The following is a 12,197-nucleotide window of genomic DNA, read 5'->3' as shown; positions in this document are numbered from 1 at the left end:
TTTTAGGTTCACATTTGGTTCGATTTGGGGAATCGGAAACAATGCTGGTTTTATATGTCGTTTTGTTTGTTGCCTTAAGAAAACGTCCTGTTTTCAATAATTATTGTCAAGGTATGACTTTTTAATCGCCTGAACCATAATTTGTTGTGAGCCTGCCCAAAAATGTGGTCAACCTTAAAATTTTATAGGTCTTGTTTTTTGGAAAGGTGATTCCCGTTTTTGGCCTATCTTCCCATCATGATTCCAAAAACATTTCGAACAAAGGCAACTTGGGTCACGGCCTTTGCCCTGTTCTCCCTATTTTTTGGTGCGGGCAACCTCATTTTGCCCCCGCAATTGGGTTTTAAATCCGGGGATTTATGGGGGTTGGTTACACTGGGTTTTTGTGCTTCGGCCGTGTTGATTCCCTTGCTTGGAATTCTGGCACACGCCAGGTTGCAAGGCACTATTTTCGACTTTGGCAAAAAGGTATCGCCCGCCTTTAGCCTGGGCTATTCCTTGGTGGTCTATGCGATATCCATCAGCCTACCCTCTCCCAGAACGGCCTCCGTGACCCATGAAATGGCCATTGCCCCGTTCTTTGAGACTCCACCCTTGCTTACCAGCATCCTCTATTTTGCCCTGGTATTCGTTTTTGTAATGAACCGCTCCAAAATATTGGACATCGTGGGAAAACTGCTAACTCCCGCCATCCTACTGATCCTGATTGCCATTATTGGTGTTATTACGTTTTCATTTGAATACCAATTCCCGGATACCGCTTTTGGGAACCCTTTCACGAACAGCATTCTGGAAGGCTACCAGACCTTTGATGCCATTGGGGCCGTAGTGGTGGGAGGGGTTATCATCGTTTCCATCAACATCAACCAAAAGCAGGCTTCCTATGCGGAAAAAAAAGCCCTGATCGGTAGCGCCGGTTGGCTGGCAGGACTAGGATTGTTTTTGATATACACTGGCCTTATCCTTTCAGGTGCCCTAGTACATAATTCTTTTGAGGACGATATCTCCCGCACCGGACTTTTATCCGGGATGGCCACCTTGTCCTTGGGTTCCATAGGCAATCTGTTTCTAAGTATCCTTGTGGCCTTAGCGTGCTTCACTACGGCCGTGGGCATAGTTACGGGAACCTCGGATTTTATCCGCTCTAGATTTCACAATTCCCAAAAAGCCTATTTCATAACCGCCATTATCGGGTGCCTGTTGGGAGTTGTCATGGGGCAGTTCGATGTTTCCTACATTATTGCCGTGGCCTTACCGGCCTTGATGATCATCTATCCCAATACCATTGTACTCATTTTACTGAACGTCCTTCCCGAAAAATATGCATCTCCAAAAGTATTTAAAGCGGTCGTGTGGACGACCATTGTTTGTAGTATCCCGGATTTTCTAGCCTCTATTGGAAGCCCCCTGGCTCCCAAAGGGGGAATACTCGAATGGATACCCCTACAACAGTATAGCCTAGGTTGGGTGTTACCAGCTTTGGTGGTTTTTCTGATAGTAAACGCTATTGGGTTTTGGGGAGAATCAAAAATAAACGAAGAATAAGTAAGTAAGTTATACACATAAAAACGGTTTGGGTGATTTGAAATATGAAAATAGAAAATCAAAAGAGTTGGAAAAACAGGAAAGAACAATAAGAAAAAGTCTGGCCATTGTTTTTATACCGATTTTCCTAATGATAATTTCAATTGCACTAATTCAACAAAACTCTCTTAGCTATTTAGAAAAAGAGTATTATAAATGCCATAACGACTCATATTCAGGTAATATAACGAGTTTACTCTTGGAAAGAACTAAAGGACGGACAAGACCTATATTAATTGACAACAAATGGGAAAAAGAGGTCCCTTTTTTCATTCATGAAAAGCTAACTGTTGGAGATTCTTTGTTCAAGGAACCTGAATCGGATTTTGATTATTTTGTTCTCATTTCAAAGACTGACACGATAAAAAGAGACCTCAATAAGCTATTACGCAAAAAATACTTCGAGAAACTAAATAAAAAATAAAAACTACCGACGACAAAGAACTAATCTTAAAACCAGTTCTATTAATTCCCTTCAGCAACCACAACTATCGCTATTTGATGCTACCCCTGAATAAACAGTGCCTTTAGCTCCGTAGCCTCGTTGGGCTTCATTTTGCCTGCCAAGACCAAGCTCAACTGTTTTCTACGCAGTGCGCCGGCATAGCGTTCCTTTTCCAGATCGGTTTCCGGTTGTAAGGGCGGTACTTCGGTAGGTTTTCCGGTTTCATCCACCGCCACAAAGGTATAAATGGCCTCATTGGCCTTGGTTCTCTTTCCGTTGTAACGGTCCTCGATCCATACATCTATATAGACTTCCATGGATGTCGTATAGGCCCGTGAAACGGCCGCTTCCACCGTAACAACGCTCCCCAAGGGCACCGCCAAATTAAAGGCGACATGGTTGACCGAGGCGGTTACCGTAATCCTCCTACTATGCCTGCCAGCGGCAATACTTGCCGCACGGTCCATACGTGCCAACAGTTCCCCGCCAAAAAGGTTCTGGAGGGCATTGGTCTCACTGGGCAGGACCATATCGGTCATGGTTGTTCTCGATTCTGAAGGCGTTTTCGGTGTCATAGACGAAAATTTTCCGCAAAGATACGAGCAACAAAAATTCTAAGGGAAAATAAGCCGGTTATTTTTCGGAAAGCAGCCAGGCATCCTTGGACTCGGTACGCTTGATGCGACGTAATTCGGTCAGGGCCTCCTTGGGATCTGTAAATCGATCATAGGTAATTACGTGAAGTCCATAGGCATTGGTACCGTAATATGCGGCCTTGTACCCTTTGCTCTGTAGGGAAGCGATTTTTCTGTCGGCATTCGCCTTGACCCGAAAGGCTCCGGCCACAATATGGTGTTTGGCGGTTTCATCTACCTTAACGGCGGCCGTGGAAACGGCATCTACGCTCACCGTGGGAAGTTCCAAAGGAGCGGTGTTGAAAAAAGTAGCTTCCTGTATCTGTCTTTCAACTTCCTTTTTCGCATCTTCCCTAACTACCTGCTGGGATTGGAATCCGTTGTTGAACACCTGATAGCCCGTAAACCCGGCGGAAATGGCCAACAACAAAATTGCGGCATATTTCAAATACGGCCTAAAACGGGTTTTTTCCCTTTTTTCCGGGCTAATGATAAAGGGAATCTTTTCTTCAATGGCTTCTACCTCCTCTTTAAGTACTTCCCGTGTCACGGGAATCGACTTAAACGATGACAATCCAAAGGAAGAGGTAAGGTAATTGACTTCGTAATAAGGTTGGAACTGAATCCTGTTTTCGGCATTGTTCCACAATAGGCCAATATTCTTAAGACTCAGTTTTTCCCCGGCGTTCAAAGTACTTTTCCACTGTTTGGTAATCGTTTCTATTTTGGACAGAATATCCTCAAAAGAGGAATTTTCAGCTTCGGCGATGTACGAAACCAGCAGACCGTCGTTCGAAATCAATTGCTCGTTGAAAGATATGGACTTGGCGGGGGCAAAAAAGGTATTGGTAATGTCGTTGATACGCGCGGAGGTATGCTGTGTAAGGAAGGCCCCAAAGTTGGGCACCACCACACAATTGTATCGATATAGTAATTCGCTTATATAGTGCTCTACGACCATCGTTGGCAAATATCAAAAAAAATAGGGCTTCACAAAATTACGGACATAACTTTTTATTAACATTATATTTGTAATCCCTGGTGGATAAAAAATGAGCTTTATACAACATACTGCGGATGAGTTGATTGCAATATTACGCTTGCAGAACGTACCCAATATTGGCGATGTCATTGCCAAAAGATTGATTGCCCATTGCGGAAGTCCGCAGGAAATTTTCAGGCAGAAACAAAACCAGCTATTAAAGATCGATGGTATTGGCACCTACACCCTAAAACACCTGTACGATGCCGCGAACCATTCCGATGCCGAAAAGGAATACCAGTTTATCCTGGATAATGAAATAGAGGTCGCCTATTTTGAAGATACCGAATATCCCAGGCATCTGCGCAATTGTATCGATAGCCCGATACTTCTATTCAAGCAGGGAAATATCGATTTGGAAGGCCGAAAAATCATTAGTGTGGTGGGGACGCGGAACATTACCAGTTACGGTACCGCCTTTTGCGAACAGTTCATTGCCGATTTGATGCCGCTAAATCCCGTAATCGTAAGCGGGTTCGCCTACGGTGTGGACATCTGCATTCAGCGCGAAGCCATTAATCAAGGCTTGCAGACCATAGGCTGTTTGGCACATGGCCTAAACCAGATTTACCCAAAAGTGCACAAGAAATATCAAGCCGATGTCCTGCATAATGGTGGGTTCTTTACGGAATTCTGGAGCACCAGCATTCCGGAACGGGAAAATTTCCTAAAACGCAACAGGATTATCGCCGGGATGAGCGAAGCGACCGTTGTGGTGGAATCTGCCGAAAAAGGAGGAAGTCTGGTCACAGCAGATATCGCGAACAGTTATAACCGCGACGTGTTCGCCCTTCCGGGAAGAAGTACGGATAAATACAGCGTTGGCTGCAACAACCTCATCAAGCAACAAAAGGCCCAGATGTTGACCTCAGCGGCAGATTTGATCTATCTTTTGAACTGGGACCTCCAGGAAACCCATGCCAAAGCCGTTCAAAAGCAATTATTCATTGATCTGGACGAAATAGAACAAAGAATTTATTCCTACTTACAACAGGAGGGAAAACAATTGCTGGACAGCATCGCGTTCGATTGCCAATTGCCCATTTTTAAGACCTCTGCAACCTTACTTTCCATGGAAATGAAAGGGGTCATACGGCCCTTGCCGGGTAAATTGTTCGAGGCGGTGTAGGATTTTTACAGACCACACGGTTTGTCTGCATTGGGACCCAAATTAAAATGGACGGGCTTTACGCCATTCACCGATAAAGAACGGAGCCTTACCGTTCTATTCCAAAAAATTTAATGCTTCATAAAACACAAAACCGACCAGCTGGTCGGTTTACTTAAATTTTTGGTGCTTTTATCTTTTAAAAGTTCGGGAGGCCCAATTACAAAAAGTAAGGAACAAATTCTCCTCCGCCCGTGCTGAGCACTGTTAATGTATCGAGGGGAGTAAGTGGACCTAATACCCCAACTTTTCCCGAACCCTGGCCAAAACGCCGTCCGCCACTTTTTTGGCCTTTTCGGCTCCCAAGGCTAAAGCTTCGTCAACTTCGTTCAAATGGTTCATAAAGTACTCGAATTTTTCCCGGGGTTCCTCAAACTTGTTCAGAAGCAGTTCGTACAAGGCCTGTTTGGCATGCCCATATCCATAATTGCCTCCCAGATAGTTCGCGGTCATCTCTTCAATTTGGGACTTGGAAGCCATTAATTTATAGAGGGCGAACACATTGTCCCTAGTTGGGTCCTTTGGATCTTCCATAGGGGTACTATCGGTTTGAATGCCCATTATCTGTTTGCGTAGTTTTTTATCGGGCTGAAACAAATTGATAAGATTCCCCCTGCTTTTACTCATTTTGGCACCATCGGTCCCCGGAACGTACATGGTCTCTTCCTGTACTTTTCCCTCGGGAACCACAAAGGTCTCTCCCAATTGCGCGTGAAATCGGTGCGCTACGTCCCGTGTCATTTCAATATGTTGCAATTGGTCCTTTCCAACCGGGACGATGTGGGCGTCATACAGCAGAATATCCGCGGCCATAAGCATGGGATAGGTGAATAAACCGGCATTTACATCTTCAAGCCTATCGGCCTTGTCCTTAAAGGAATGAGCCAGCGTAAGTCGCTGATAGGGGAAAAAACAACTCAAGTACCACGAAAGTTCCGTTACCTGGGGAACATCGCTCTGTCTATAAAAAACGGTTTTGTTGATATCCAGGCCAAAAGACAACCAAGCAGCGGCTATGGCATAGGTGTTTTCGCGCAGGACATCGGCATTCTTGATCTGGGTAAGGGAATGCATATCTGCAATAAACAAGAACGATTCGTTCTTTGGGTCGCTTGCCATTTCTATGGCCGGTATAATCGCCCCAAGGATATTTCCTAAATGGGGCGTGCCGGTACTTTGGATACCTGTTAAAATTCTTGCCATTTGCTAAATTCTATAAGGCGACAAAGATAAAACAAATAGAAAAAAACAAGGGTAGAATCGCTATTTTTGATGCATGGTACTATTCGTGCGCATTGGTCAAACGCTCTATCGAATTTGGTTTTACGTGCTTGTGGCCGTTCCAATATTTCTGTTTTTCCCGTTTTTGCTTTTGTTCGCTTCCAAGGAGGTATGGTACCCCAAATTCTTTTGGATGGCCAGAAACCTTTGGGCGAAACCCATTTTATATGGCATGGGATGCCCTCCAACAGTCACCTATGACCAAGAACTGAAGCCAGGGAAAAGCTACATGCTCGTTGCCAACCATACCAGTATGTTGGATATCATGCTGATGCTTTACGTGAGCAAAAACCCTTTTGTATTCGTAGGAAAAAAGGAATTGGTAAAAATCCCTGTTTTCGGCTTTTTTTATAAAAGAGTCTGCATTATGGTGGATCGCGACAGTACCCAAAGTAGGACGGGCGTCTACAGAAGGGCACAGCGGCGACTTAATCAAGGCCTTAGCATCTGTATTTTTCCGGAAGGCGGTGTGCCAGATGACGAAAGCATCATCCTGGACACTTTTAAGGACGGGGCCTTTAAAATGGCCATTGCCCATAAAATACCTTTGGTACCCATTACCTTTCATGACAATAAAAAGCGTTTTTCCTTCACCTTTTTTAGTGGAGGGCCGGGCGTGGTAAGGGCCAGGGTCCACGAGTTCTTTGAAACCGGTATTTTATCCGAAGAGGACAAGGGTACCTTGCGGGAGGAGGTTAGGAATGTTATTTATCAAGACCTACATTCCTCAATGTGATATGTTTTCTTTTAAAACTTAAAGCTGATGCCACTATACACCCCAATCGTATATGGGTTAAAGGTACCATCCACATTGGAAAAAGTGTTTAGCTGATACTTAAACACCGGCTCTACGTTCAATTTCAATCTTTGTGAAAATTGATACCCCAAACCAATTCCAAAATTGGCACTGAAGTTAAGGTCGTTGACATTGTTGGCCTCCCCGATCTGGGTGGTAAGATTACCAGAAGTCAAATCTACGTCGTTGTCCACAAGAAACAGGGAACTCACCCCGCCGATCACATGTACACCGAATTTATTATTTACCAACGCATAACTTACCTCCACGGGAACTTCCAAATAGCCTAATTGTTGTGCCATGACACCGGATCTATTGGCAGAACGAGCAGATACGTCAAAGGATTTGCTATCCACGTTCAAGGTGGCGTTGCTCGCCGAGACCACAATGTTTTCAGCGGTTTCCGCATAATTTATATTCGCGATGCGGTTTTCGCTAAAGGCCGAAAGGGAAGATGTAAAAAACACATCGTTGGTATTATACCCATAATCCACCTTATGTACCCCGGAACGTACCGATAGTTTTGGACTAATTTCATACGCTACCGATAGCCCATAACTCATATTGACATTACCGGATTTGGAATTGGTACTGAACATGGGACTTACTGGAGATCCCGTTCCAATAGCATCAAAATACACAGGCGCAATACTAGGTCCCGCAGACCATCTATTGCCCGATGTTCTGGACGCGACTTTTTCTTCCTCCTCCATGGCCTGAATTTCTTCATAAAGGGATTTTTTTTCGTCAACACCCTTGGTTTCAGGGTTCTTATTTTTCTCCGCGGAGACTATAGTTTCATTTCTCAAAACTACTTCACCCGTTCCACTAACAGCATCTTCGCCGGTACCATTTTCTTGAGTATCGTTGGATTGCGTAGTATAAACCGAAGCGACTTCCGTATTTTGCCTGTCCTTTTCAGTCAAATATTGCTCGGCAATACCGGTATTCTTGGTAATCTGCTGGCCATCCTGTTTTGTGGCTTCACTATTGGATCGGCCAGAGCGAATGTTGGCTTGGGCGTCCGCAGAATTAACGACTTTATTGGTTGAGATAGTACCATTCAATTCAGTATCCGTGTCCGCCACGGAAGTTTCATCTATAGTGTTAGAACCATCTTTGGATTCGGCACTTCTATTCATTTCAGTTTCACGCCCATTTTCGTTTTTTGTCTGTATAGGGTCTTTTGATAATTGAGGGGTTTCATCCGTTTGTTCCGTATCTGTTATGGTATGGGTGTCCGGAGAAACCTCGTTGTTAAACGGATTAAACAGTAGCAGACCAACGATAAGGACTGCCGCTACTCCGGCCAGTTGCCACCACAAGGGCAATATCCTCTTTTTCCTTTTTTTGTCCAAAGACGCTTCTATGGCAGACCAGACCTTTTCATCAGGTGTTTCCTCAAATCCTTTGAATCTTTCCTGGAACAATTCGTCTAAATGCTTCTTACTCATTTTTCAAAACTCATATTTCTACGGATTCCCTATGGAATCAAAAACAATTACCTATAATAATCACCAACCCAATAATGGATTGTGACAGTTTACTTTCTATCTTTTCCTTCAACAACATTCTGGCGCGGGCCAAATTGGACTTGGAGGTGCCCACTGTGGTTCCCAACATCTGACTGATTTCTTTATGGCTATAACCGTCCAGCACATACAAGTTGAAGGTTGTCCTATATTTATTGGGCAGTTCCTGTATATAACCCAATAAGGATGGAAGCCCTATATCCGCATAATTGGACTCTACGATTACCTCGTCTGGAATATTCTCATTGACTACGCTTAAATACTCCTGCTGTCTGTATTTCTGCAATACCGTATTTATCGTAATTCGCTTTATCCAACCTTCAAAAGACCCTTTGGATTCGTACTGTCCAATTTTATCGTAAATGGTCATAAAACTATCATGCAGGTTGTCCTCTGCTTCCGTTTTATTGCGGGAATACTTCAAACAGATACCAAAGAGTACTCCAGCGTATTGCCTATACAATAGCTCTTGGGCCTTGCGTTCGCCTTTCTTACATCTATGTACCAGTTCTTCCTGCGACAAATTAGTTGGTTGTATTTTTACTCTAAATCCAAGATTTATTGGCACCTAAGGGTACTCCGAAAATGTTCTTTTAGTTGACGGGTACCTCTACCTCCAAAAACTCAGGTTCGCCATCACTATTCTCCCCCTGATAGAACCTAAAAGTATAGGGTTGGTCATATTTAACTATAAAGTTAAAGGATGCCTCCTCTTGGATAACCGCTTGGGTACAAGATACCAAATCTGTCATTGCAACACCTATGGCAACTACATTTCTTACGGTCGTATCTTCCCTGGTCACATCAAAACCTTCATATTGCGTACAACCATCTGGCAATAAATAGGTTACCTTTATCTGATAGGTTTCGTTCAAATTGAAGGATTCCGGTAATTCCGCACTTTCTATGCGCAATGCCTTAAAATTAAAGTTGGGTTCATCATCTTCTAGGGAACAACTTCCCAATACCAAAGCGAAAAACGCAACCACTAGGGTATATTTTTTAATCATCGTTACAATTTCTTTTATAAGAAAGATGAAAATACCCCCTAAAGGTTGCGTAGTATCCCCCACTAATTAATGAGGGATTTGATTTAATAAGATAATGGGACAAAAGGATTGAACTTGTTGGTTCTGGCAATATTTTTGAAATCCTACAGTAAATCGAGAAACTCTTTTCGGATCTAAAACCCCATAGATACCTTACAACCGAGTTTAGTTGTTGACCGCGTTGAGGGCTTCACGAATTTTGCCGTCCAATTCATCCAGTAATTCAGGATTGTCCATTAAAAGTGTTTTGACTGCATCCCTACCCTGCCCTAGTTTGGTATCGCCGTAACTGAACCAGGAACCACTTTTCTTAATGATTTCGTACTCCACGCCAAGGTCAATGATTTCTCCTACCTTGGAGATTCCCTCGCCGTACATGATGTCGAACTCGGTGGTCCTGAATGGAGGCGCTACCTTGTTCTTGACCACTTTTACCCGGGTCTTGTTACCTTGAATGTTTCCGTCCGTATCTTTTATCTGTGTAGAACGTCTAATGTCCAATCGGACCGAAGCATAGAATTTTAGGGCATTACCCCCTGTGGTTGTTTCAGGGTTCCCGAACATCACCCCAATCTTCTCCCGTAGCTGGTTGATGAAAATCACCGTACAATGGGTCTTGCTTATGGAACTTGTTAATTTACGTAGTGCCTGTGACATCAATCTGGCATGCAATCCCATTTTTGAATCGCCCATTTCGCCTTCGATCTCGCTCTTGGGCGTCAAAGCTGCCACGGAATCCACGATTACGATATCAATCGCTCCGGAACGAATCAAATTATCCGCAATTTCCAAGGCCTGCTCACCGTTGTCAGGTTGGGATATGATGAGATTATCGATATCCACCCCCAGCTTTTTGGCATAAAAACGGTCGAACGCGTGTTCCGCATCAATAAACGCCGCGATTCCACCTTTTTTCTGTGCCTCGGCAATGGCATGCAATGTCAAGGTGGTCTTTCCCGAAGATTCAGGCCCATATATCTCAATAACCCTTCCGCGGGGATATCCGCCAACACCCAAGGCAATGTCAAGTCCCAAGGATCCGGACGGAATTACCTCTACATCTTCAACAACACTGTCGCCCATCTTCATTACGGCGCCTTTTCCATAGGTCTTATCCAGTTTATCAAGGGTCAGTTTCAGGGCTTTTAATTTGGCTTCTTTTTCGGAACTCATTGTGTGTTTTTTAGGAACGCTAAATTAGTGTTTCTTTTCTTAAAAAAGAATATTCGGTTTTTGAACGCAACCATTTGCAACTTTTCTTATCTAGTTAAAAAGCAAACTGGCAAAACATGTTTTGTTGGTTGGTTTTAGTGTCACTGGTTTTGATGGCCATTTCTTGATAGAAACTAACTCAAACAATGCTGTGAAGAAGAAAAGCAGGGATGGCCGAACGAAGAGCCTCGAATTATTCGGGGCTTTTTTTATGCGGAATAGGTAACCGACCTTCCTACGGGATTTTATATCTTTGCCCCTCAAAATTTGTTAACTTAACTATTCGTATAGCATGCAACTGTACAATACCTTAAGTGCAAAGGAAAGGGCGGCCCTTATTGAAAAGGCCGGTCAGGATCGCCTGACCATTTCTTTCTATAAATATGCACACATTGGCAATCCTGTCATTTTTAGAAATCATTTGTTCATTCATTGGAACGAAATGGATGTCTTGGGCCGAATTTACGTAGCCCATGAAGGCATCAACGCCCAATTGTCCGTTCCCGCAGAGAACTTTGGGCGATTCAAGGATTTTTTGGATAGTATTACCTTTTTGGAAAATGTGCGATTGAACATCGCCATAGAACAGGACAATATGTCCTTTTTAAAATTAAAGGTCAAGGTACGGCATAAGATCCTGGCCGATGGCCTTAACGATGCCACCTTCGATGTAACCAACAAAGGGGTTCACGTGAATGCGGAGAAATTCAATGAGCTCATAGAAGACCCCGATACCGTCTTGGTAGATATGAGAAATCATTATGAAAGCGAAATCGGTCATTTTAAGAACGCCATTACGCCAGATGTGGATACGTTTAGGGATTCCTTGGATATCATCGAAAAGGACCTTCAGGACCACAAAGAAGACAAGAAATTGGTCATGTACTGTACCGGAGGCATCCGTTGCGAAAAGGCCAGTGCCTATTACAAACACAAAGGTTTCAAACAGGTCTACCAACTGGAAGGGGGTATAATCGAATACACCAGACAAGTAGAACAACTGAAACTGGAGAACAAATTTTTAGGCAAAAACTTTGTGTTCGACCATAGAAGGGGCGAACGCATCAGCGATGATATCATTTCCCAATGCCATCAATGTGGGGAACCCTGCGATGACCATGTAAACTGTGCCAATGAGGCCTGTCACCTTCTGTTCATTCAATGTAAAAAATGTGCCGAAAAAATGAACGATTGTTGTTCGGACCATTGTAAGGAGATACATGCATTGCCTTACGAAGAACAAAAGGCGCTGAGAAAAGGGAAAGTGGTAAGTAACAAAATCTTTAAAAAAGGGCGCTCAGAGGTTCTCAAGTATAAAAAGCAACCTGTTTAGGTCTACCGGAAATCCATATATCAAGATCAGGGTAAATTAAGTGCTCTTTTTTTCGCATAGATTTTCATTATCTTTACAAGAAGATTTTTTATGAACCTAGTTTGGCAAATCTTTTGGGAT

General features: G+C 43.5%; 12 protein-coding genes. 5 read left to right on the top strand and 7 right to left on the bottom strand.

Going from position 1 to position 12,197, the window contains the following annotated elements:
• Positions 1 to 237 precede the first annotated feature (237 nt).
• Positions 238 to 1,545: a branched-chain amino acid transport system II carrier protein gene (gene brnQ / locus ACZ41C_RS07745; protein ID WP_464565352.1), complete on the top strand. Its 1,308-nt coding sequence runs from the start codon at positions 238 to 240 to the stop codon at positions 1,543 to 1,545.
• 37 nt (positions 1,546 to 1,582) lie between these two features.
• Complete coding sequence (locus ACZ41C_RS07740; RefSeq protein ID WP_138256555.1) at positions 1,583 to 2,008, top strand: hypothetical protein; 426 nt, start codon at positions 1,583 to 1,585, stop codon at positions 2,006 to 2,008.
• An 80-nt stretch (positions 2,009 to 2,088) separates the two neighbouring features.
• Here the strand turns inward: ACZ41C_RS07740 and ACZ41C_RS07735 are convergent, their stop codons facing one another.
• The gene (locus ACZ41C_RS07735; protein WP_138256556.1) at positions 2,089 to 2,604 is read right to left on the bottom strand and encodes an acyl-CoA thioesterase; all 516 of its coding nucleotides are present in this window, start codon (positions 2,602 to 2,604) and stop codon (positions 2,089 to 2,091) included.
• A gap of 58 nt (positions 2,605 to 2,662) precedes the next feature.
• Positions 2,663 to 3,625, bottom strand: a complete 963-nt coding sequence (locus ACZ41C_RS07730) for an HU domain-containing protein (protein WP_464565349.1) — start codon at positions 3,623 to 3,625, stop codon at positions 2,663 to 2,665.
• Positions 3,626 to 3,716: 91 nt separating this feature from the next.
• Between ACZ41C_RS07730 and dprA the strand changes: the two genes are divergently transcribed.
• Positions 3,717 to 4,835, top strand: coding sequence for a DNA-processing protein DprA (dprA, locus tag ACZ41C_RS07725; protein WP_138256558.1), 1,119 nt, complete (start codon positions 3,717 to 3,719; stop codon positions 4,833 to 4,835).
• Between the two features lie 273 nt (positions 4,836 to 5,108).
• On the opposite strand, the gene trpS is transcribed toward dprA, so the two are convergent.
• Complete coding sequence (gene trpS / locus ACZ41C_RS07720) at positions 5,109 to 6,077, bottom strand: tryptophan--tRNA ligase (RefSeq protein WP_464565347.1); 969 nt, start codon at positions 6,075 to 6,077, stop codon at positions 5,109 to 5,111.
• Positions 6,078 to 6,150: 73 nt separating this feature from the next.
• Between trpS and ACZ41C_RS07715 the strand changes: the two genes are divergently transcribed.
• On the top strand, positions 6,151 to 6,891 hold the full coding sequence (locus ACZ41C_RS07715; protein WP_464565345.1) for a lysophospholipid acyltransferase family protein: 741 nt from the start codon (positions 6,151 to 6,153) through the stop codon (positions 6,889 to 6,891).
• Positions 6,892 to 6,902: 11 nt separating this feature from the next.
• On the opposite strand, the gene ACZ41C_RS07710 is transcribed toward ACZ41C_RS07715, so the two are convergent.
• The 4 genes from ACZ41C_RS07710 to recA form a co-directional block, all read right to left on the bottom strand.
• Positions 6,903 to 8,405 carry a porin family protein gene (locus tag ACZ41C_RS07710; protein WP_464565343.1) on the bottom strand — a complete coding sequence of 501 codons (1,503 nt, stop codon included), beginning with the start codon at positions 8,403 to 8,405 and terminating at the stop codon, positions 6,903 to 6,905.
• Between the two features lie 37 nt (positions 8,406 to 8,442).
• Positions 8,443 to 9,006 carry an RNA polymerase sigma factor gene (locus ACZ41C_RS07705; protein WP_464565341.1) on the bottom strand — a complete coding sequence of 188 codons (564 nt, stop codon included), beginning with the start codon at positions 9,004 to 9,006 and terminating at the stop codon, positions 8,443 to 8,445.
• A gap of 70 nt (positions 9,007 to 9,076) precedes the next feature.
• Positions 9,077 to 9,493 (bottom strand): hypothetical protein, encoded by a 417-nt coding sequence (locus tag ACZ41C_RS07700; protein ID WP_138256563.1) that lies wholly within the window; start codon positions 9,491 to 9,493, stop codon positions 9,077 to 9,079.
• A gap of 204 nt (positions 9,494 to 9,697) precedes the next feature.
• Positions 9,698 to 10,705 (bottom strand): recombinase RecA, encoded by a 1,008-nt coding sequence (recA, locus tag ACZ41C_RS07695; protein WP_138256564.1) that lies wholly within the window; start codon positions 10,703 to 10,705, stop codon positions 9,698 to 9,700.
• 331 nt (positions 10,706 to 11,036) lie between these two features.
• Here recA and trhO point away from each other — a divergent pair, with 331 nt between their 5' ends.
• Entirely contained in the window at positions 11,037 to 12,077 is a 1,041-nt protein-coding gene (trhO, locus tag ACZ41C_RS07690) for an oxygen-dependent tRNA uridine(34) hydroxylase TrhO (protein WP_464565338.1), read from the top strand.
• The last annotated feature ends 120 nt before the right edge of the window (positions 12,078 to 12,197 follow it).

The organism is Maribacter sp. C-4077, assembly GCF_055378385.1.
This window is presented reverse-complemented; position numbering and strand designations above follow the sequence as displayed.

Bases quoted from the DNA above. Each gene is read 5' to 3' on its own strand.
- brnQ (WP_464565352.1), top strand. From the start codon at position 238: ATGATTCCAAAAACATTTCGAACAAAGGCAACTTGGGTCACGGCCTTT.
- ACZ41C_RS07735 (WP_138256556.1), bottom strand. From the start codon at position 2,604: ATGACACCGAAAACGCCTTCAGAATCGAGAACAACCATGACCGATATG.
- ACZ41C_RS07730 (WP_464565349.1), bottom strand. From the start codon at position 3,625: ATGGTCGTAGAGCACTATATAAGCGAATTACTATATCGATACAATTGT.
- dprA (WP_138256558.1), top strand. From the start codon at position 3,717: ATGAGCTTTATACAACATACTGCGGATGAGTTGATTGCAATATTACGC.
- trpS (WP_464565347.1), bottom strand. From the start codon at position 6,077: ATGGCAAGAATTTTAACAGGTATCCAAAGTACCGGCACGCCCCATTTA.
- ACZ41C_RS07715 (WP_464565345.1), top strand. From the start codon at position 6,151: ATGGTACTATTCGTGCGCATTGGTCAAACGCTCTATCGAATTTGGTTT.
- ACZ41C_RS07710 (WP_464565343.1), bottom strand. From the start codon at position 8,405: ATGAGTAAGAAGCATTTAGACGAATTGTTCCAGGAAAGATTCAAAGGA.
- ACZ41C_RS07700 (WP_138256563.1), bottom strand. From the start codon at position 9,493: ATGATTAAAAAATATACCCTAGTGGTTGCGTTTTTCGCTTTGGTATTG.
- recA (WP_138256564.1), bottom strand. From the start codon at position 10,705: ATGAGTTCCGAAAAAGAAGCCAAATTAAAAGCCCTGAAACTGACCCTT.
- trhO (WP_464565338.1), top strand. From the start codon at position 11,037: ATGCAACTGTACAATACCTTAAGTGCAAAGGAAAGGGCGGCCCTTATT.